The following is a 19,393-nucleotide window of genomic DNA, read 5'->3' as shown; positions in this document are numbered from 1 at the left end:
TCGGCATGAGCCTCTACGATAACAGTGTCGCGGTTTCCCCGGTTTCCCCAGACAAGTTCATTCCGCAGGGCCTGACGGCCGGCGAGGGGCTGGACGGGCTAAGGCGCGCGTCGCGCAACTGGACGGCGTGGGTCGGGCCGGTGCTCGCCGCCTGCCTGCTCGGCGTCGTGCTCTGGCAGCTTCGCACGCTGGGCCTGCGCGACATCGTCGAATCGGTGCCGCGCTCGCCGCTCTTCTGGGTCGTCTTCCTGCTCCATTATTTCAGCGGGCCGGCGTGCGAATGGGCGATCTTCAGGCGGCTGTGGAGGATACCGGCGAGCGGCTTCGTCGCGCTCGTCCGCAAGATGATCAATAACGAGCTGCTGCTCGGCTATAGCGGCGAGCTCTATTTCTACACCTGGGCGCGGCGGCGCGCGCATCTGACCACCGCGCCCTTCGGCGCGATCAAGGATGTCGCCATCCTGTCGGCGCTGACCGGCAATATCGTGACGCTGCTCCTCGTCGGACTGGCCATTCCCTTCGTCGGGCGGCTGGATCTCGGCCCGCATTCGGCGGCGATCCTGTGGTCGACGGCTGTGGTGCTCGCCATCTCGCTGGTCATCATGCTGTTCCGCGGGCGGCTGTTCAGCCTGCCGGCGAACGAACTGCGCTTCTCCTTCTGGATGCAGATGCTGCGCATTGCGCTGCGGCTCGGGCTGGGGGCGTGGATGTGGCACATCGCGCTGCCCGACGTGGCGATGGGCTGGTGGCTGCTGCTCTGCGCGGTGCGCATGGTGATCTCGCGCCTGCCCTTCATCCCCAACAAGGATCTCGCCTTCGCGGCCGCCGCCGTCTTCGTGGTCGGGCACGACCTGCAGGTCGGCGCGCTGCTGACGATGATCGCCGGGCTGATCGCTGCGACGCATATCGTGATCGGCGCGGCGCTGGGCGCATCGGGGCTGGTCAATGCCGAGGGCAAGGCGTGATCGGAACGATCGCCCTTGCCACCGTCGCGCTCCGGTCCACGCCCGATCTCGGCAAGGCGGAGGGGCAGTGCCGCGCGAACGAGCCCGGCCCTGCCTTCATGGTCACGGTCGACGGGCTGAAGGACCATGCCGGGCTGCTCAAGCTCGAAGTCTATCCACCCGCCGAGGGCGATTTCCTTGCCGACGACAATGTGCTGATCGCGGCGGGCAAGACCTTCCGCCGGATCGAGGTCCCGGTGCCGCAGCAGGGGCCGGTCCGGCTCTGCATCCGCGTGCCCTCGGCCGGCGACTATGCGCTGTCGCTGCTCCACGATCGCGATTCCAACCACAAGTTCGGGCTGTCGGTCGACGGCATCGGCTTCTCGCGCAACCCGAAGCTGGGGCTGGGCAAGCCGGCCGCCGCATCGGTGCGCATCGCGGCGGGCGCGGGGATCACGCCGGCCAGCATCACGCTCAACTATCGCCAGGGGCTGCTCAGCTTCGCACCGCTCAGGAGGCCGGGAAAATGAAGATCGTCGATGTCTGCGCCTTCTATTCGCCGACGGGCGGGGGCGTGCGCACCTATGTCGAGCGCAAGCTGGCTGCCGCCGAGGCGCTGGGGCATGAAGTGGTGATCGTCGCGCCCGGCCCCGAACGGCGCGTCGAGGCGCGCGGAGCGGGACGGATCGTGACGATCCCCGCCCGGCAATTCCCGCTCGACCGCAACTATCATTATTTCGACGATGACGACCGGCTGCTCGCGGCGATCGATGCCGAGCGACCCGACTTCCTCGAAGCCTCCTCGCCCTGGCGGAGCGCGGAGACGATCGCGCGCTGGCGCGGCGATGCGTCGCGCGCGCTGGTGATGCATGCCGATCCGCTGGCGGCCTATGCCTATCGCTGGTTCGGGCGCGTGGCATCCCGCGAGACGATCAACCGGCATTTCGGCTGGTTCTGGAATCACCTCCGCCGCCTCGACCCTGCCTTCGATTTCGTGGTGACGGCCAATCGCGAGCTGGGCGGGCGGCTGAGCGGCGGCGGGTTGAAGAATGTCGTGACCGTGCCGATGGGCGTCGAGCCCGATCTCTTCTCGCCCGCGCATCGCGATCCCGAACTGCGCGCCGAACTGCTCGCGGCGTGCAACCTGCCGCCCGAGGCGCTGCTGCTGATCGGCGTCGGCCGCCACGCGCCCGAGAAGCGCTGGCCGATGGTGATCGATGCCGTCGCGGCAGCGGGCTATGCGGCGCCGGTAGGGCTGGTACTGGTCGGCGACGGGCGCTCGAGCGACCGGTCGGTGCGCGCGATCGGACATAATCCGCATATCGCCATGCTTCCCGCGATCGCCGACCGCCATCGTCTCGCGCGGCTGATGGCGAGCGCCGATGCGCTGGTCCATGGCTGCGAGGCGGAGACATTCTGCATGGTCGCGGCCGAGGCGCGCGCATCGGGCGTGCCGGTGATCGTGCCCGATGTCGGTGGTGCGGCAGACCATGCGCGCGGCGGGGGCGGGCTGCTCTATACGGCGGGCGACGCCGCGTCGCTTGCGGCCGCCGTCCGCCGTTTCGCCGCGGATCGCCGCGCGCCGGGCATCGCTGCGCGCGCATCGGCGCCGCAATCGCGCACGATCGATGCGCATTTCGCAGATCTGTTCGGCCTTTATGCAAGCCGCGTCCACGCCTCGCGCCGCGCCGCCTGAGGGGGGCGCCCGCGCCGCGCCGCAGCCGCGCGAGCAAGCCGCCGCGCGTGCGAGCGCGAAGCCGTGCGATCTGCACCTGATCGTCCGCCTGCTGATCTGGGCGACGCGCAACAGCGGGCGGGGCTGAGCCTGCGCGGTCGCCCCTGGTTCAGCGGACGATCGCGCCGCCCTTCATCACATGATCGACATGCTCGAGCGCCGAGATGTCGGCGAGCGGATCGGCCTTCACCGCGACCATGTCGGCATAATGGCCCGCCGACAGCGCGCCGACATCCTTCGACCAGCCGAGCTGTTCGGCGGGAACCACGGTCGCGGCCTGGATCGCCTGCATCGGCGTCATCCCGTAGCGGACCATATATTTGAACTGGCGGGCGTTGTTGCCGTGCGGATAGACACCCGCGTCGGTGCCGTAGGAGATTTTGACCCCGGCCTTCACCGCCTTGGTGAAGCCCGCGCGCTGGGCGTCGGTCGTCTCGCGATTCTTGCGGAGATAGCCGGCGGGCCAGCCCTCCTTGGTGCCGACGTCCTCGATATAATCCCCATTGTAGATGTCCATGACGAGGAAGGCGCCCTTGGCCTTGGCGAGCGCTATGCCTTCGTCGTCGATGAGCGAGGCATGCTCGATCGAGCGCACCCCGGCGCGGAGCGCGGCCTTGATGCCTTCCGCACCGTGGGCGTGCGCCGTCACCCAGCCGCCATTGGCGGCGGCGGCCTCGACGGCGGCGCGAATCTCGTCGTCGGTCATTTCCTGGCGGCCGGGCTCGGTGCCTTCGGCGAGGACCGCGCCGGTCGCGATCAGCTTGATCGAGTTGACGCCGTGCTGGAACAGATAATTGACCTTCAGCCGCGCTTCGTTGGGGCTGCCCGCGACGCCGAGGCGCATATCGTCGGGCACATGCACGTCGGGTGCGAAGCCGGTGACTTCACCGCCGCCGCCGGGGACCGTGACATAGGCGCCGACCACATTCATGCGCGGCCCCTGAATGACGCCCTTGTCGATGGCGTCGCGCAGCGCCACGTCGCTCAACCCGCGGAAGCAGCCGACGTCGTGGACGGCGGTGAAGCCGGCGTTGAGCGTCGCGCGGGCGTTGACCAGCCCGACATAGGCCATTTCCTGCGTGCTGTGCAGCAAGGGCTCGGCCACATTGTTGCTTTGCGGCCAATCGGCCAGATGCGTGTGCATGTCGATCAGGCCGGGCATGACGGTATAGGCCGACCAGTCGGTCACCGTCGCGCCCGCGGGCGGGGGCGCATAGGGCGTGACGGCGGCGACGCGCCCGTCCTCGATGCGGATCAGCCGGTCAGTCAGCACCACGCCCTTTTCGGTATCGACGAAGCGCCCGGCGCGGACATAGCTGGTTTCGGCGAGGGCCGGCGTCGCGAGAAGCGCAAGGCCCGCGAGCGAGAGCATTTTGATCGGAAAGGAACGGTTCGCCACATTCACCCCATATGCCTATTAGTCAGTTGACTAGTTATGCGGGTTTCGCGGCGAATGTGAAGCGAAGTTTCGCTGCCCGGTGCAGTTTCTTTTCAGATGTGGCGTGCGAGCAGCATCGCGCCTTCGAGCCCGGCGTCGGCAAGGCGCGCGGGGGCAAGGAAATCGGGCATATGCGCGGCGTCGCCGATGCCGTAGCCGCCGAGCGAGGCGAGCATCGCGGCGTGGGCGGGCGGAAGCAGGCCGGGCACCGACCCGATTCCCCCGCCGATCACGATGCGCTGCGGCGTCCACGCAAGGACGAGCGCGGCGCAAAGCTGGCCGAGATAATCGGCGACGAGCGCCATGGCCGCGGGCGAGCGGACGAGATCGCCGTCCGCTCCCAGCCGCCGGTGGAGCGCGGGGCCGGCGATCAGCCCTTCGGCGCAGTCGGGATGGAAGGGGCAGGCGCTGGGCATCTCGTCACCCACGCGGCGGACGAGGCGGACATGCCCGATCTCGGGATGGAGCGCGCCTTTGAGCGACCGGCCTTCGATGGCCAGCCCGCCGCCGATGCCGGTGCCGATCGTGATGTAGGCGACGCTACGCAACCCGCGCCCGGCGCCCAGCGCCTGCTCGGCGATCGCGGCGATGTTGACGTCGGTATCGACATGGACGGGAACGGCGAAGCGATCGGCCAGAGCGCGGCGCAGGTTGGACCCGCTCCAGCCCGACTTGGGCGTGGCAAGCATCCGGCCATAGTCGGGCGACGCGGGATCGACGATCAGCGGGCCGAAGGCGGCGATGCCGATCGCACGAAGACTGGCGTCGCCGGCGATCGCTTCGTCGATGCACCCCGTTATCGCATCGCGGGCTTCGTCCGGGTGACCGGTCGGCCAGCGTCCCTCGGCGACGATCCCGCCATCCTCGTCGGCGACGCGGCAGAGCAGCTTGGTGCCGCCCGTTTCGACGGCGGCATAGAGGTGGCGGGGCATCAGGAACGTCTAGAGCGCGATCGGGACGGTTGGAAGTCAGATCGCCTGCCCGGCCGCCTGTCCGCTTGCCCAGGCCCACTGGAAATTATAGCCGCCGAGCCAGCCGGTCACGTCGACCGCCTCGCCGATCGCGTAGAGACCGGGGACGGCGCGTGCCTCCATCGTGCGCTGCGACAACGCATCCGTCGCGATCCCGCCGACCGTCACCTCGGCCTTGGCGAAGCCTTCGCTGCCATTGGGGTTGAAGGGCCAGGCGGCGAGGCTGCGCTCGGCATCGGCGAGCGCGCGATCGGGGAGGTTGCCGAGATCGCCCGACAGGCCGATGCGTTCGCCGAGCGCTTCGGCCAGCCGCGCGGGCAGCGCTTCGCCGAGCAAGGTACGGAACTGGGTGCGCGGGCGCTCACGCTTGGCGGCGGTCGCCCAGCCGGGCGCGCGATCGGGCAGGAAATCGATCGCGATCGTCTCGCCGCGCCGCCAGTAGGAGGATATCTGCAGGATAGCGGGGCCGGAGAGGCCGCGATGCGTGAACAGCGCCGCCTCGCGGAACGCCGCCTTGCCGCAGCGCGCGACGACCTCCGCCGAGACGCCCGACAGCGAGCGGAACAGCGCTTCCTCGCCGCCCAGCGTCAGCGGCACCAGCGCCGGGCGCGGCTCGACGACCTTGAGGCCGAAGCGGCGCGCGAGATCATAGGCGAAGCCCGTCGCGCCGATCTTGGGGATCGAGGGGCCGCCGGTGGCGATCACCAGCGCGGGCGCGGTCGAGACGCGCGCGCCGTGCGCGACGCTGAACCGGCCGTTGCCATGATCGACCGAGCGGATCGGCTGGCCGAGCGCGATCTCGACCCCGCCCGCCGCGCATTCGTCGAGCAGCATATGCACGATCTGCTTGGCCGATCCGTCGCAGAAAAGCTGGCCCAGCGTCTTTTCGTGCCAGGCGATGCGGTGCCGGTCGACCAGGGCGACGAAGTCGGCCGGCGTATAGCGGCTGAGCGCGGAGCGCGCGAAATGCGTATTGGCCGACAGATAGCGATCGGGCGCGGTGTGGATATTGGTGAAATTGCACCGCCCGCCGCCGGAGATCAGGATCTTGCGCCCGGCCTCGTCGGCATGGTCGATCACCAGCACGCGCCGCCCGCGCTGCCCGGCGGCGGCGGCGCACATCAGCCCGGCGCCGCCCGCGCCGAGGATGATCGCGTCGTAGGATTGGGAATCGGCGGTCATTGTGGGGCGTCAGGCGGGCCGCTTGAAGCCGCGCAGCACATTGCCTTCGGTCGACAGATAATTGTCGGCATAGTCGAAGCGCGGGCTGTCGGCGAAAAGCAGATAATAATATTTCATCTGCTCGGACCACCAATAACCCGGGCAATGATCCTTCTGCAGCTTGGGGTCGCTGGTCACGTCGGCGAGATCGGCATAGCCATAGGCTGCGCGATTGGCGGCCTTCATGTTGAGATAATGGGTGCGGCCGATCATCCGCCAGCGCGGCGCACGATCGAGCAGCCAGAGGTTGAACGCGGCGTCGGCCAGTTCGGGGCGCAGGCTGTTGCTCTTCTGCGTGACGCGGCCGGAGCCATAGTCGAACCCTTCCGGGAGCACACCATAGCGGTTCTGGAGCCAGTCCCACGCCATCGTCACCGCCGCGCCGGTCGCGGATGCGCCACCCTGCGCCAGCAGGCCGCCATAGAAGGAGGCAAGCTCGTCCTGCTCGCGCGACAGGCGCTTGCCGGTCTCGAAATCGACGTCGGCGATCCACAGGCGACCGTCGAAGCGGTCCTGCTGATAGCGAAGGATCGCAGCGGTGCAGACGTCGTACATCCGCTTGCAATCGGCATCGCCAAGCAATTGCCAGCCATCCCACAGATATTCGTAATAGCTGTCGGACGGCGGGCCGACCGTCGCGCGGCGGCTGGTCCAATGGCCGGTTTCGGCATCGATGCCGTCGGCGAGCAGGCCGATCTTCGAGCGTCGCTCGAACGCGGCCACCAGCGCTTTCTTCGCAGCGTCGCGATAGCGCATGTCGCCGGTCAGGCGGCTGAGTGCGCCCCATTCGGGCAGATAGGTGCCGATCTCGGCAGGGTTGGTGCGCGGATCGCGCACCGCGCCCGTGCGCAGGTTGATGTAGCGATAGGGCAGGCCCGTGGGCGTCGCGAAGGCCGGGAGCAGGCGATCCGCCAGATCGCGCGCCTTGGCGAGAAGCGCCGGATCGCCGCAGGCATGATGCGCCGAGAGCAGCCCGCCGACGAGGCGGATCGACGTCTCGAACACCGAGACTTCGCCGTCCACGTCGAAATCGAGCGTCGCCTTCACCCAGCCGAGCGCGTCCGCGAACGCCGAATCGAGCCCCATCACCCAGAGCGTGTCCATGGCCTCGATCAGGCTGAGGCCCAGATGATGCGACTTGAGCGGAAAGCTGGAATAGCCGCCGCTGATCGGTTTGATCTCGTCCCGGCCCCAGGCGCGTTCGCGATACTGGCCCCATGCCCAGATCATTTCGGCGCGCACGTCGGCGCCGAGCGCGGTCCAGTCGATCGCGTCGTCCGCGCGCGCCGCGACGGGCAGCGCGCCTGCCGCCAGCGTGGATGCCGCCGCCTTGATCAGCGTGCGGCGGCGAAGGGCGAGCGGGGGCATCGAGGGGTCGGCCATCGAGCGAGCGATACGAAGCCAGCGCCCGGCAGACAAGATAAAGGGGGCTGGCGCCGGGACGCAGGGACTGCGATCCTCGCGCCCATGCAGGATGAGGACAAGAGGATCGCCGCGCACGCCGCCGTTGCCGAGGTGCGCGACGGGATGATCGTCGGGCTCGGGACCGGATCGACGGCGGCGCATGCGATCGCGCGGCTGGGCGAACTGGTGGCCGGAGGGCTGGCGATCCGGGGGGTGGCGACCTCGATCCGCACTGCGCGCGCGGCGCGCACGGTGGGAATCGCCTTGCTCGATCCCGCGCAGGTCGCGGCGATCGATATCGCCATCGACGGCGCCGACGAGATCGATGCGCGGCTGTTCGCGATCAAGGGCGCGGGCGGCGCGATGCTGCGCGAGAAGATCGTCGCCGCGATGGCGCGGCGGATGATCGTCGTCGCCGATGCTAGCAAGCAGGTGGCGGCGATCGGCGGCGCGGCGGTGCCGGTGGAGATATTGCCCTTCGCGCGCGCTTCGGCGATCGCGGCGGTCGAGCGCATGGGCGCGCGCGTCTCGCTGCGCATGGCGGGCGGCCGTCCGGCGCGGAGCGATCAGGGCAACGTCATCGCCGATTGTCATTTCCCCGCGCTTCCCGATCCGCGCGCGACGGCGGCGGCGCTCTCAATGATTCCGGGGATTTTGGGCCATGGCCTCTTTGTCGATGAGGTCGATGCGACCTATATCGCGAAGGACGGTGTGGTGACTCGGATCGAACGCCCCTGAGGCGCAACCCGATCGGGACATGCGCGTTCGACTTGGAGCGACCGCGCGCGGAAAGGACAGGCGATGAGCAATCCCTTGAGGCAACTCGAAGCGCAGGGTCAGGCGGTCTGGCTGGATTTCGTCGAACGGGCCTTCGTCGCGCGCGGCGACCTCAAGCGCCTCGTCGACGAGGACGGGGTGACGGGCGTCACCTCCAACCCATCGATCTTCGAGAAGGCGATCGGGCAGAGCGCGGCTTATGACGAGGGTCTGGCGACCTTCGACGCGGTGCATCCGCACGCCACCCCCGTCGAGCGTTACGAGAGCCTCGCGCTCGCCGACATTCGCGCGGCGGCCGACGTGCTGCGCCCGGTCTATGACCGGCTGGGCGGTGCCGACGGCTATGTCAGCCTCGAAGTCTCGCCTTTCCTCGCGCACGATACCGACGGGACGATCGCCGAGGCGAAGCGGCTCTGGGCCGCGCTCGACCGGCCCAATGCGATGATCAAGGTGCCGGGGACGCCCGAGGGCGTGCCGGCGATCCGCGCGCTGATCGAAGCCGGGATCAACGTCAACGTCACCCTGCTATTCGCGATCGATGCCTATGCCGCGGTTGCCGAGGCGCATCTGGCCGGGCTCGAGACCCGCCTCGCGCGCGGTGAACGGATTTCGCACGTCGCAAGCGTGGCGAGCTTCTTCGTCAGCCGCATCGACAGTGCGATCGACGGCGAGATCGACCGGCGTCTGGCGGCGGGCGATGCGGAGAGCGACGCACTGAAGGCGCTGCGCGGCAAGGTCGCCATCGCCAATGCCAAGCTCGCCTATCTTCATTATCAGGGTGTCGTCGCCTCGGCGCGCTGGCGGACATTGTCCGAAGCCGGTGCGCGGCCGCAGCGGCTGTTGTGGGCGTCGACCGGAACCAAAGATCCGGCTTTTCCCGACACGCTCTATGTCGACACGCTGATCGGCCCGGACACGGTCAACACCATGCCGCCCAAGACGCTCGACGCCTTCCGCGATCACGGCACGGCGGCGGAGACGCTGACCGGCGACGTGAAGGGCGCGCTCAAGGTCATGGCCGAAGTCGAGCGGCTGGGGCTCGACCTGTCGGGCGTCACCGACAGGCTGGTTGCCGACGGGGTTAAGCAGTTCGCCGACGCCGCGACCACCCTGCTCGACGCCATCGAGGCCAAGCAGCCCGCCTGACCGCGTTCCGCCTTATCCTGTTCCAGTCAGTCTATCGGAGAATTTGATGCGTCTTGCGATGATCGGCCTTGGCCGCATGGGCGGCAATATCGCGCGCCGCCTGATGCGCGCCGGCCATGAGCTTGTCGTCTATGATCGCGACGCGGCGGCGGTGGCCGAGCTGGCGGGCGAAGGCGCGACGGGCGTCGCCTCGCTCGATGCGCTGCCCGCCGCGCTGGCGAGCCCCGCGATCTACTGGGTCATGCTCCCCGCCGGCGTGCCGACCGAAGAGACGATCGCGGCGATCGCCGCAAAGGCCCAAGCCGGCGACATCGTGATCGACGGCGGCAATACCTTCTACAAGGACGATATCCGCCGCGCGAAGGCGCTGGCCGAAAAGGGCGTCCATTATGTCGATGTCGGCACCTCGGGCGGCGTTTGGGGGCTGGAGCGCGGCTATTGCATGATGATCGGCGGCGAGGACGAGGCGGTCCGCCATCTCGACCCGATCTTCGCCGCGCTGGCGCCGGGGATCGGCACGATCGCGCGCACCGAGGGCCGCCCGGCCGACGCCGATGCGCGTGCCGAGCAGGGCTATGTCCATAGCGGCCCCGCCGGATCGGGCCATTTCGTGAAGATGGTGCATAACGGCATCGAATATGGGCTGATGCAGGCCTATGCCGAGGGCTTCGACATATTGAAGACCAAGCTGTCGGACAAGCTGCCCGAGGATGAGCGCTTCGATCTCAACCTTACGGACATTGCAGAGGTGTGGCGGCGCGGCAGCGTGATTTCGTCCTGGCTGCTCGATATTACCGCCGACGCGCTGGCGAAGGACGGGCAGCTCGATCATTTCTCGGGCCATGTCGCGGACAGCGGCGAGGGCCATTGGACGATCGAGGCGGCGATGGAGCAGGCGGTTCCGGCCTATGTTCTGTCGAGCGCGCTCTTCGCCCGCTATCGCAGCCGGGTGGAGCATACGTTCGGCGACAAGCTGCTGTCGGCGATGCGCTATGGCTTCGGCGGGCATGTCGAGATTCCGCAATGAGCGATCCGGCGATCGCGCTCTTCGTCTCGGATGTCGACGGGACGCTGGTCGATCATGACAAGCAACTGAGGCCGGCGACGATCGACGCCGTCGAGCGTCTGCGCGCGGCGGGCATCGGCTTCACGCTGATCAGCGCACGGCCGCCCTCGGGCCTGCTGCGGCTGGCCGGGCTGCTGAACGTCGATGCGCCGCTCGCGGCCTTCAACGGCGGCACGCTGGTGACGCCGACGGGAACGGTGCTCCAGCGCCAGACCGTCGATCCCGAAGCGGTGCGCGGCATGTTCGCGCTGGCGGCGGGGACGGGGGCCGCGTCCTGGCTGTTCGCGGGCGGGCGCTGGTATGCTCATGCCCCGGACGATCCCCATGCCGCGCGCGAGCGGTTATCTTCGGAACAGGACCCCCAGGTAGTGGGTGACTTCGCGCCCTTCTACGACGAGGTCGACAAGATCACGTTCGTCTCGGACGAGCCGGGCGTGCTCGCCGATCTGCTCGCACGCGGGCGGGCCGAGTTTGGCGATGCAGCCAATATCGGCCAGTCGCAGACCTATTATCTAGACGTCACTGCGCCGGCCGCCAACAAGGGCGAGGGGCTGGTCGCGCTGGCGGCGGCGATGAACGTGCCGATGGCGGCGGTCGCGGCGATCGGCGACATGGCGAACGACGTGCCGATGTTCGAGCGCGCCGCGCTCTCGATCGCGATGGGCCAGGCACCCGATGCGGTGCGCGCGGCGGCGATGCACGTCACCGCGTCGAACAATGAGGATGGCGTGGCGAAGGCGATCGACGCCTTCATCCTGCCGCGCGAGCCGACTCCCTCTCGCTGAGGCCGGCGGGTGCCGCCTGCAGCCGCCGCGCCAGCACCCCGGCAGCGCTGATCGCGGCAAAGGCGACGCCCGCGCCGCAGATCATGTCGGTCAGATAATGCGTGCCTTCGACCGGGGTCGAGGCGAGCATGGCGACATTGAGAGCGGTCAGCGGCCAGCGCAGCGTGGGGATGCGCAGCGCCGCCCAGATGTAGAGCACGGCGCTGGTCGTGTGGAAGCTCGGCGCGCAGACCAGTCCGCGCAGCTCGCCAAGGCCGACAGCGCCGATCGCGTGCTGGCGCAGCGCAGGGATCAGCTCGGCCTGATAAAGTGCGCTGGCCGGCATATAGGGGATGTGCTCACGCCACAGATAGGCGAGCGGACCTTCGGCAGGCACGAACGGGAAAAGCACCAGCGTCAGCACCGCCGCCATCCAGAAGGCGGCAAGGAAGAGCCGCGCCTCGGTGCGCTTGCCGGCATGGGCATAATGGAAAAGGACCAGTGCCGGCGTCACGAAGATGCTGGAATATGCGGCGCTGCCGAGAAGCTGGAGCCCGCGATGCTCGGCGACGAAGCCGTACCAGCGCGGCCAGTCGAAATGCAGCGCATGATCGATTCGCGCGAGCGTCGGATCGACAAAGCCATGGCTGGCGGCGGCGAGCGGATAGGTGGCGACCGCGCCGAGCAGCGCGATCAGCGCGAAGATGCCGACATATTCGGCAAGATCGCGAATCACGCGGCGGCCCCGCGTCGCGGCATCGCGGCAATGATAGCGCAGCCCGATCGCAGCCATGCCGCCTGCGGCGAACAGCGATCCGGTGAGCAGCGAAGCCTGGATTCCCAGCCGCTCGTGGAAGAGCATCATCACCACTGCGGCAAGGCTGAACGCGAGCGCGAGCGCGAACCAATAGCCCGGAATCAGGCCGTTCCGGTCCCCGGCAAACGGGGAATCGCCACTCCGCGCCGTGGCGTCGGCGCGCGCAACCATCGTCATTCCAGCATTACTCCTCGATCTTCCCGTTTCGCCGGGAAGACCGGGCGAGCCCAATTGTCATGAAACTGCCAAATTAAACCTCAGCTGAACAGATGCGCGGAAAGGATCGCCGCGTGCTGTGGCTTTTGCGCATCTGTCGCGTGGCCGGGGCGCCCTAGCGCGGCTGGCGGGCAGCGCGGCGGACGCGGACGATCGGCACCTGATCGACCATCATCTGGCCCTTCATCGCGCCATTGCCCTTCTGGGCGATCGTGCGCGCCGCGAGGATCTTCTTCACCACGTCCATGCCCGAGACGACATGGCCGAAGGCGGCATAGCCGGGATTGCCCGGACGTGCGTCCATCGAGGCGATGGGACCGACGGTGATGAAGAAATCGCCCATCGCGCTGCCGGGCTCGTTGCGCGCCATCGAAATCGTGCCGTCGAGATGCCTGATGCCCGTCTTGCTCGTCGGTTCGTGCGCGATGGGGGGAAGGATGCGGCGATAATCGTGGCGCGTCCCGCCCTGGATAAAGCCGAGGCCATTGGTGCGCGGCGTCCGCGCCGCGCGGTAGAAGCTGGTGCCGTCGAAACGGTGGCTGTCGGCATAGCGCAGGAAATTGCCGGTGGTGATCGGCGCGCGCTTCTGGTCGAGATCGACGGTGATCGTGCCGAGGCTGGTGACGATGTCGACCCGCACGATCGCAGGCGCGGGCGGCGCGGCGTGCGCCGGAAATGCGGTGGCGACGAGGGCGGCGAGGGGAAGCAGGGCGCGGAACATGCGCCTGTCCCTAGCGCGATTTGCGCCGTGCGATCCAGTAGCTGTTCAGCCCTGTTTGCCCGCCACCATGCGGTTGAGCGCGCGCATCGACAGGAAGACGCCGGCGATCGGGATCAGCAGCAGGTAGAAGGCATAGGTGCCGCCCACGGCCTCGAAGGTGCGGCCGATGATGAAGGACCCCGTCGTCCCGCCCAGCGCCGAGAAGACGACGATCAGGCCGACCATCGCCGACTGCGACGAACGCGGCATGGCGCTGAGGATCGCCGAATTGAGCGCGGGATAGATGGGCGCCATGCACAGCCCGATCATCGGCAGCAGGAAAGCGGCGAGGGGCGCGTGCGCCCAGCTCGTCACCTGCGTGCCGTGATGCGCCTCGGCAAGCGGCAGCACCGCGACGATCAGCACCGCCATCGCGGCGAGGCAGCCGATCAGCAGCCTGTACCAGCCCGTGCGCCTGACGATCGCGCCTGCCGCCAGCCGGCCCGCCGCCAGCCCGACCGCGAAGATCGAGGCGGCCTGCACGCTCATCGGCGCCGACAGGCCGAGCAGCTCGCGGTTGAAGGTGGGCAGCCACGATCCGATGCCCTGTTCGATCAGCACATAGAGGAAGATCGAGAGGATGAAGACGAGTGTCAGGGACTTGGCGGCGAGCGCGAGCATGGCCGCGAAATCCTCACGCGGGGTCGTGGCGTGCGCGGCGTCGCGCGCGGCGGATTCGTCGAAGGGCGAGACGGCGAGGAGCAGAACGGTCAGCGCGCAGGCGCCCGCCAGCCACCAGTAGATGCCCAGCCAGCGCGGCGAGGCCGGATTGCCCGCGTCGATGAACAGGCTGAACAGCCAGTAGCCGCTCAGCACGCCGAGCATGAATACGCCCTCGATCACATTGAGCAGGCTGGCATGGCCGCGCGGGCTGTCGGTCAGCAGGCCGACGAAGGAATAGACGCCGATCTTGGTCAGGGCGAAGCCGACGCCGACCGAAAGGAAGAGCAGCCGCGTCATCCAGAATCTGTCGAGCAGGGGCATGGCCAGGCAGGCGAGGCCGACGATCGAGAGGCCCGCCATCATCCCCCGGCGATAGCCGATGCGCGGCAGGAAGGAGGCGAGCAGGAAGCTGGCGATGGCGATCGGGATGTCCTTGAATCCCTCCAGCGTGCTCGCCGCGATCTTGTCGACGCGGAAATATTCGATCGACTGGAGGATGACCGTGCCGACGCTGTTCAGCAGCACGGCGAAGATCGCATAGCTCAGCAGAATCGCCAGTTTGAGGCGCGGCGCGCTCATCATTCTTCCTCCCCTCGGACGGCGGGCTTTTCGTTCTGCCCTTGCATCGCTCGCTCCACCTATTATGAAATGCATATCAAAACAAGCGATCCGGGGAGAAGCCGAGGGTGGGACGTGCGTTGCCAGTTGCCGATTTCGCGAAGCTGCCATTCGGCGCCGATCCTTGGCGGCTGACGGCCGAGGGCGCGACGCTGGGCGCTTCCCATGTTCCGCCGATCTTCGCGCTGGGCAACGGCTTCGTCGGCGTGCGCGGGCCGGGTGAGGCGGACGGCGCGCCGCGCGTCTATCTGAACGGCGTCTTCGAGAAGATGCCGATCGCCTATCATGAATCGGCGCACGGCTTCGCGACCGAAAGCGATACGCGGCTGGCTGTCGCCGATGCGACGCGGCCGGCCATCCTGATCGACGGAGCTGAGCCGGGCGCGCCCGAGCGGATCGAGCTGGATATGCGGCGCGGGCTGCTGGTGCAGCATTTCATTGTTGCGGGCCGCGCGCTGCGCGTCGAGCAACTGGTCTCGATGGATCATTCGGGGCTGATCGCGAGGCGGGTCGCGGTCGATGCCGGCGATGCGCCGGTGCGGCTTTCGGTGACGCCGCGCGTCTCCGCGCCGCCGGTCGACGCGCATGAGGTGGATCCGGATGCGCCGCACGATCCGCGCGTCGGCCCCGCCTTCAAGGCTTCGCCCTGGGAAGAGAAGCTGGTCCGCGCCGATGGCCGCGTCGATCGTCTGCGCCACACCGGCTTCGCGGTCGCCGCGCTTGGGAGCGGCGGCGGCGAGATCGCGCTGGCGGCGGGCGAGGGCGGCGCACTCGACAGCTTCGCCGTTTATGCCGCGCGCCGTGGCGATGACAGCGCTGCCGCCGCACTCGTCGCTGCGGAAGCCGGGCTTGCCGCCGCGCGCGCCGCGGGTTTCGATGCGCTGCTTGCGGAACAGACGAACTGGTTCGCGGCCTGGTGGGACGAAGCCTTCGTCTCCTTCCCCGATGCGCCGCTTGCCGAACAGTCGCTGCGCCACGCCTTGTTCCAGCTCGTCCAGGCCGTCGGGCGCGACGGAAGTGCTTCGATCGGCGCCAAGGGGCAGACCGGCGAAGGCTATGAAGGCCATGTCTTCTGGGACGCTGATTCCTATGTGCTCCCGGCGCTTGTCGCGATCCGGCCGGAGATTGCACGATCGATGCTGCGCTGGCGGATCGATCGGCTCGACCCCGCGCGCGCCAATGCCCGCGCCATGGGGCATGAACGCGGCGCGCTTTATCCCTGGCGGACGATCGAGGGCAGCGAATGCTCGGCCTATTTCCCTGCCGGCTCCGCACAATATCATATCAATGCCGATATCGCGCACGCGCTGCGCCTCTATGTCGAGGCGACGGGCGATCGCACGATCCTCGCCGAGGGCGGGGCGCAGATGCTGGTCGAGACGGCGCGCATCTGGCTGGAGATCGGCTATCACGATCCCGCGCGCGACGACGCCTTCGTCATCAATCGCGTGACCGGGCCGGACGAATATACCGCGCTGGTCGATAATAATCTCTACACCAACATGCTCGCCGCCGCGCATCTGCGCTTCGCGGTCGCCGAGCTGGGCGGCAGCGATCTGCTGTCCGCCGACGAGGCCGGGCGGATGAGCCGCGCGGCGGCGAAGATGTTGCTTCCCTATGACGAGGCGCGCGGCATCTACGCGCAGGACGACGCCTTTTTCGCGCGCCAGCCCTGGCCCTTCGCGACGACGCCGCCCGAGCAATATCCGCTGCTCCTCCATTTTCATCCGCTCACCATCTACCGGCATCAGGTCAACAAGCAGGCCGATGCGGTGCTGGCGACGGTGCTGTTCCGCGACCGCTTCGACGCGGAGACGCGGCGGCGGATGTTCGATGCTTATGAAGCGGTGACGGTGCACGATTCCACGCTGTCGGCGAGCGCCTTCGCGGCGGCGGCGGCGGGCATCGGCGACGGCGACCGCGCCGCAAGCTATTGGCGCGTTTCGCTGCTCACCGATCTGCTCGACCTGTTCGGCAACAGCGGGCACGGGCTGCACATGGCGGCGCTGGCCGGAAGCTGGACCGCGCTGGCAATGGGTTTCGCCGGGATGCGTGCCGAGGCGGGTGCGATCAGCTTCGCGCCGATCGCGATCCCGGGCGTGGGCGCCTATGCCTTCCGCACGCGCTATCGCGGGCGGTTGATCGAGGTCTCGGTCGAAGGCGAAAGCGCGCATTATCGCCTTGTCGCGGGCGATCCGATCGAGATCGGTCATCGGGGCAAGGCGCTGCGTCTGACGACGGATGCCGGGCTGTGCGCGGCATGACGCGCTTCGCCGCCGCCATCTTCGATCTCGACGGCGTGCTGGCGGACAGCGCGACCGCGCATTTCGCCGCCTGGTCGCGCCTCGCCGACGAGCTGGGCATCGTCTTCACCCATGAGGATAATGAGGCGCTGAAGGGCGTCGACCGGATGGGTTCGCTGCGCCACATCCTCGCGCTCGGCAAGTGCACGCTGCCCGAGGCCGAGATGGAGGCGCTCGCGACGCGCAAGAATGGCTATTATCTCGAGGCGGTCAGGGGCATGACCCCCGCCGATCTGCTCCCCGGCGCCGAGGCGCTGGTGCGTGCGGCGAAGGCGAGGGGGCTGGCCTGCGCGGTCGCTTCGGCAAGCCGCAACGCACCGCTGCTGCTCGACCGCATGGGTGTCTCCGGGCTGTTCGATTTCGTTGCCGATGCAGGCAAGGTCGCGCAGGGCAAGCCGGCGCCCGACATTTTCCTGGCATGCAGCGACGCACTGGGCATCGCACCCGATCGTTGCATCGGTTTCGAGGATGCGGCGGCGGGGATTGCGGCGATCCGCGCGGCGGGCATGTATGCGGTGGGGATCGGCGATCCGGCGGTGCTCGGCGCGGCGGACATCGTCTATGCAGACACGGCCTCGGTCGATCTGGATGCGCTGCTCGCGGGCGGCAAAGAATAGGGATTTCAGATCGATCCGAACTATGCCAGACGCCCTGTCCATAGTTCGGGGGCAGAGATGGGCAGTCTGGTACAGGCGATATTGACGCGGGCGAACCGCTGGCATTCGGTCCATTCCTATAAGGCGCTCGTCGCCCGCCAGCGCCGCATCCACCGCGGCGATTACGAGATGGCGATGATCGCCTCGATCGGCGGCATCTCGCCGGACGAGTTCAACCGGCAAGGCGATGGCCATGTCGCCGTGCTCCGTCACCACGGTCTGCGCGACGGGATGGCGATCTATGATCTGGGGTGCGGCTGCGGGCGGACCGCCATGGCGCTGCAGCGCTCGGGCTGGCAGGGGGCCTACCGGGGCGCCGACATCGTCAGGCCGCTCGTCGATTATCTCAAATCAAAATGTCCGGGATATGAGGCGTTCGTCCATCGCAAGCTGACGATCGTGGCGGATGATGATTCGCAGGACATGGTCTTCAACTGGTCAGTCTTCACGCATCTCTATCCCGAGGAATGTTATCTTTACATGAGAGATGCCTATCGCGCGCTCAGGCCGGGCGGGCGGTTGATCTTCTCCTTCCTCGAATTCGCTGACGTCAAACATCACCATGTTTTCCGCAATCGGGTGAAATGGTTCGATAGGCGCGGCTGGTCCGCTACACTCGACGTCTTTCTGCATCGCGACTGGATTCGCTTCTGGGCGTCGGACATCGGCTTCACCGATGTCGGCTTCACCGACGGCACGGACGACAGCCACCACCCGCAATTCTGGCAGGCGCTGGCCGTGATGACGAAGCCCGCATAGCGCGGCGCGCTGGCCCTAAGTCTCGCGGACGATGATGCGCGTCGGCAGCATGGCCGACTGGGCGCGTATCCCCTCGATCTGCTGCATCAGCTTTTCGACGAGGATCGCGCCGGCAAGGTGCGTCTCCTGTTCGATCGTCGTGATCGAGGGGCTGAAATGCGCGGCGGGCGGAATGTCGTTATAGCCGACCAGCGCATAATCCTTGGGGGCGACCAGCCCGGCGGCGCGGAAGGCGCTGATCACCGCCATCGCAGCGGTATCCGAAAAGGCGAAGACGGCATCGGGCGCGTCATGATCGCGCAGCCAGCCGGCGACGGCGGCGTGGACCGCGTTGAACGCCATGTCCGAAACGGGAAGGTGCAACACCTCGGCCTCCCTGGCGGCGGCGGCTTCGCGCATGCCTTCGTAGCGCAGGCGGATCTCGGCATGGCTGATGTCGCCGACGAACAGCCAGCGCTTCGCGCCGCGCCTGCCGAACTGTTCGCCCGCCAGCCGCCCGCCCAGCCGGTTGTCGCTGCCGACCGCGCAATAATTGTCGCCCGCATCGACCGCGCCCCACACGACGAAGGGCGCGTTCGCCCGCCCCAGCTCGCGCAGCATCGGCTCGCGCCCGCCTTGCCCCAGGAAGATGAAGCCGTCGGCGGCGCGCGCGCGAAGCAGGTCGACGCAGCTCTTGGCGTCGGTCAGCCCGGGGGGCGAGAGCAGCAAGTCCTGATTGCGGATCGACAGCGCTTCGGAGACGCCGGCGAGCAGTTCGAAGATGAAGGGATCGCCGATCCGTCCGCGCCGGTGCGATCCGAAATCGAGCAGCACAGCAATGGTCGAGGTGCGCAGCTGGCGCAGCTTCTGCGCGTTGCGGTTGACCGCATAGCCCTGCGCGCGCGCGATCTCCAGCACGCGCTCGCGCGTTTCCTTGCTGACCAGCGGGCTGTCGTTGAGGACGCGCGAGACGGTGGGCTTGGAGACATTGGCGAGCCGGGCGATGTCGCCCATGTTGACCGCCATCGAGCGCGATACGCGCTCGCGCTTTTCCCCCTGCGCGTCAGCCACGCCCCAGCATCCGTCCAGTCCCCATGCACTTGTCTTATGCGCTTGCGGCGTGATCGCCAAGCGTTGCGAAAGTGCCGCATGTTTC

General features: G+C 68.1%; 18 protein-coding genes. 10 read left to right on the top strand and 8 right to left on the bottom strand.

The features are described from left to right. Positions 1–5: 5 nt before the first annotated feature. From AC3WT0_RS16250 to AC3WT0_RS16240, 3 genes are read left to right on the top strand one after another with little or no spacing between them, the layout of a single operon-like run. Positions 6–965, top strand: a complete 960-nt coding sequence (locus tag AC3WT0_RS16250; protein WP_492754493.1) for a hypothetical protein — start codon at positions 6–8, stop codon at positions 963–965. Beyond that, the gene (locus tag AC3WT0_RS16245; protein WP_492754492.1) at positions 962–1,474 is read left to right on the top strand and encodes a DUF2141 domain-containing protein; all 513 of its coding nucleotides are present in this window, start codon (positions 962–964) and stop codon (positions 1,472–1,474) included. The genes AC3WT0_RS16250 and AC3WT0_RS16245 overlap by 4 nt, the downstream gene beginning before the upstream one ends. Next, positions 1,471–2,640 (top strand): glycosyltransferase, encoded by a 1,170-nt coding sequence (locus AC3WT0_RS16240; protein ID WP_492754491.1) that lies wholly within the window; start codon positions 1,471–1,473, stop codon positions 2,638–2,640. Before AC3WT0_RS16245 ends, AC3WT0_RS16240 begins: the two co-directional genes overlap by 4 nt. Before the next feature lie 148 nt (positions 2,641–2,788). Here the strand turns inward: AC3WT0_RS16240 and AC3WT0_RS16235 are convergent, their stop codons facing one another. The 4 genes from AC3WT0_RS16235 to AC3WT0_RS16220 form a co-directional block, all read right to left on the bottom strand. Then, positions 2,789–4,051 (bottom strand): Xaa-Pro dipeptidase, encoded by a 1,263-nt coding sequence (locus tag AC3WT0_RS16235; RefSeq protein WP_492754519.1) that lies wholly within the window; start codon positions 4,049–4,051, stop codon positions 2,789–2,791. A 119-nt stretch (positions 4,052–4,170) separates the two neighbouring features. Continuing rightward, complete coding sequence (locus AC3WT0_RS16230) at positions 4,171–5,049, bottom strand: ROK family protein (RefSeq protein ID WP_492754490.1); 879 nt, start codon at positions 5,047–5,049, stop codon at positions 4,171–4,173. 36 nt (positions 5,050–5,085) lie between these two features. Continuing rightward, positions 5,086–6,270, bottom strand: a complete 1,185-nt coding sequence (locus AC3WT0_RS16225; RefSeq protein WP_492754489.1) for a BaiN/RdsA family NAD(P)/FAD-dependent oxidoreductase — start codon at positions 6,268–6,270, stop codon at positions 5,086–5,088. Between the two features lie 9 nt (positions 6,271–6,279). Then, a complete protein-coding gene (locus tag AC3WT0_RS16220) occupies positions 6,280–7,692 on the bottom strand; it encodes a glycoside hydrolase family 47 protein (RefSeq protein ID WP_492754488.1) in 1,413 nt (470 codons plus the stop codon). Positions 7,693–7,776: 84 nt separating this feature from the next. Between AC3WT0_RS16220 and rpiA the strand changes: the two genes are divergently transcribed. The 4 genes from rpiA to AC3WT0_RS16200 all read left to right on the top strand — a co-directional run bounded on the left by rpiA (position 7,777) and on the right by AC3WT0_RS16200 (position 11,487). Continuing rightward, entirely contained in the window at positions 7,777–8,451 is a 675-nt protein-coding gene (rpiA, locus tag AC3WT0_RS16215) for a ribose-5-phosphate isomerase RpiA (RefSeq protein ID WP_492754487.1), read from the top strand. Between the two features lie 63 nt (positions 8,452–8,514). Continuing rightward, the gene (gene tal, locus AC3WT0_RS16210) at positions 8,515–9,636 is read left to right on the top strand and encodes a transaldolase (RefSeq protein ID WP_492754486.1); all 1,122 of its coding nucleotides are present in this window, start codon (positions 8,515–8,517) and stop codon (positions 9,634–9,636) included. Between the two features lie 46 nt (positions 9,637–9,682). Continuing rightward, positions 9,683–10,663: a phosphogluconate dehydrogenase (NAD(+)-dependent, decarboxylating) gene (gene gnd, locus AC3WT0_RS16205; protein WP_492754485.1), complete on the top strand. Its 981-nt coding sequence runs from the start codon at positions 9,683–9,685 to the stop codon at positions 10,661–10,663. After that, entirely contained in the window at positions 10,660–11,487 is an 828-nt protein-coding gene (locus AC3WT0_RS16200) for a Cof-type HAD-IIB family hydrolase (RefSeq protein ID WP_492754484.1), read from the top strand. Before gnd ends, AC3WT0_RS16200 begins: the two co-directional genes overlap by 4 nt. Here AC3WT0_RS16200 and AC3WT0_RS16195 read toward each other — a convergent pair. The 3 genes from AC3WT0_RS16195 to AC3WT0_RS16185 all read right to left on the bottom strand — a co-directional run bounded on the left by AC3WT0_RS16195 (position 11,453) and on the right by AC3WT0_RS16185 (position 14,501). After that, positions 11,453–12,460: a phosphatase PAP2 family protein gene (locus tag AC3WT0_RS16195; RefSeq protein ID WP_492754483.1), complete on the bottom strand. Its 1,008-nt coding sequence runs from the start codon at positions 12,458–12,460 to the stop codon at positions 11,453–11,455. The genes AC3WT0_RS16200 and AC3WT0_RS16195 overlap by 35 nt on opposite strands. 154 nt (positions 12,461–12,614) lie before the next feature. Then, positions 12,615–13,220, bottom strand: coding sequence for a peptidylprolyl isomerase (locus tag AC3WT0_RS16190; RefSeq protein ID WP_492754482.1), 606 nt, complete (start codon positions 13,218–13,220; stop codon positions 12,615–12,617). Positions 13,221–13,265: 45 nt separating this feature from the next. Beyond that, the gene (locus AC3WT0_RS16185) at positions 13,266–14,501 is read right to left on the bottom strand and encodes an MFS transporter (protein ID WP_492754481.1); all 1,236 of its coding nucleotides are present in this window, start codon (positions 14,499–14,501) and stop codon (positions 13,266–13,268) included. Between the two features lie 107 nt (positions 14,502–14,608). Between AC3WT0_RS16185 and AC3WT0_RS16180 the strand changes: the two genes are divergently transcribed. Genes AC3WT0_RS16180 through AC3WT0_RS16170 form a run of 3 tightly spaced genes read left to right on the top strand, consistent with a single transcriptional unit; the run spans position 14,609 to position 18,258 of the window. Then, positions 14,609–16,804: a glycoside hydrolase family 65 protein gene (locus AC3WT0_RS16180; protein WP_492754480.1), complete on the top strand. Its 2,196-nt coding sequence runs from the start codon at positions 14,609–14,611 to the stop codon at positions 16,802–16,804. Continuing rightward, positions 16,801–17,460, top strand: coding sequence for a beta-phosphoglucomutase (gene pgmB, locus AC3WT0_RS16175; protein WP_492754479.1), 660 nt, complete (start codon positions 16,801–16,803; stop codon positions 17,458–17,460). Before AC3WT0_RS16180 ends, pgmB begins: the two co-directional genes overlap by 4 nt. 57 nt (positions 17,461–17,517) lie before the next feature. After that, positions 17,518–18,258: a class I SAM-dependent methyltransferase gene (locus AC3WT0_RS16170; RefSeq protein WP_492754478.1), complete on the top strand. Its 741-nt coding sequence runs from the start codon at positions 17,518–17,520 to the stop codon at positions 18,256–18,258. A 15-nt stretch (positions 18,259–18,273) separates the two neighbouring features. On the opposite strand, the gene AC3WT0_RS16165 is transcribed toward AC3WT0_RS16170, so the two are convergent. Then, a complete protein-coding gene (locus AC3WT0_RS16165; RefSeq protein ID WP_492754477.1) occupies positions 18,274–19,308 on the bottom strand; it encodes a LacI family DNA-binding transcriptional regulator in 1,035 nt (344 codons plus the stop codon). Positions 19,309–19,393: the final 85 nt, after the last annotated feature.

The organism is Sphingomonas sp. EU05-FHT14C10 (assembly GCF_058790595.1).
Note: the sequence above shows the minus strand (reverse complement) of the source record. Positions and strands in the feature narration are given on the sequence as shown.

What these genes read in the sequence shown, in the direction of transcription:
- pgmB (WP_492754479.1), top strand. Translation starts at nt 16,801, where the DNA reads ATGACGCGCTTCGCCGCCGCCATCTTCGATCTCGACGGCGTGCTGGCG.
- AC3WT0_RS16185 (WP_492754481.1), bottom strand. Translation starts at nt 14,501, where the DNA reads ATGAGCGCGCCGCGCCTCAAACTGGCGATTCTGCTGAGCTATGCGATC.
- AC3WT0_RS16250 (WP_492754493.1), top strand. Translation starts at nt 6, where the DNA reads ATGAGCCTCTACGATAACAGTGTCGCGGTTTCCCCGGTTTCCCCAGAC.
- AC3WT0_RS16200 (WP_492754484.1), top strand. Translation starts at nt 10,660, where the DNA reads ATGAGCGATCCGGCGATCGCGCTCTTCGTCTCGGATGTCGACGGGACG.
- AC3WT0_RS16190 (WP_492754482.1), bottom strand. Translation starts at nt 13,220, where the DNA reads ATGTTCCGCGCCCTGCTTCCCCTCGCCGCCCTCGTCGCCACCGCATTT.
- tal (WP_492754486.1), top strand. Translation starts at nt 8,515, where the DNA reads ATGAGCAATCCCTTGAGGCAACTCGAAGCGCAGGGTCAGGCGGTCTGG.
- AC3WT0_RS16240 (WP_492754491.1), top strand. Translation starts at nt 1,471, where the DNA reads ATGAAGATCGTCGATGTCTGCGCCTTCTATTCGCCGACGGGCGGGGGC.
- AC3WT0_RS16230 (WP_492754490.1), bottom strand. Translation starts at nt 5,049, where the DNA reads ATGCCCCGCCACCTCTATGCCGCCGTCGAAACGGGCGGCACCAAGCTG.
- AC3WT0_RS16195 (WP_492754483.1), bottom strand. Translation starts at nt 12,460, where the DNA reads ATGACGATGGTTGCGCGCGCCGACGCCACGGCGCGGAGTGGCGATTCC.
- rpiA (WP_492754487.1), top strand. Translation starts at nt 7,777, where the DNA reads ATGCAGGATGAGGACAAGAGGATCGCCGCGCACGCCGCCGTTGCCGAG.
- AC3WT0_RS16170 (WP_492754478.1), top strand. Translation starts at nt 17,518, where the DNA reads ATGGGCAGTCTGGTACAGGCGATATTGACGCGGGCGAACCGCTGGCAT.
- AC3WT0_RS16220 (WP_492754488.1), bottom strand. Translation starts at nt 7,692, where the DNA reads ATGGCCGACCCCTCGATGCCCCCGCTCGCCCTTCGCCGCCGCACGCTG.
- AC3WT0_RS16235 (WP_492754519.1), bottom strand. Translation starts at nt 4,051, where the DNA reads ATGCTCTCGCTCGCGGGCCTTGCGCTTCTCGCGACGCCGGCCCTCGCC.
- AC3WT0_RS16225 (WP_492754489.1), bottom strand. Translation starts at nt 6,270, where the DNA reads ATGACCGCCGATTCCCAATCCTACGACGCGATCATCCTCGGCGCGGGC.
- gnd (WP_492754485.1), top strand. Translation starts at nt 9,683, where the DNA reads ATGCGTCTTGCGATGATCGGCCTTGGCCGCATGGGCGGCAATATCGCG.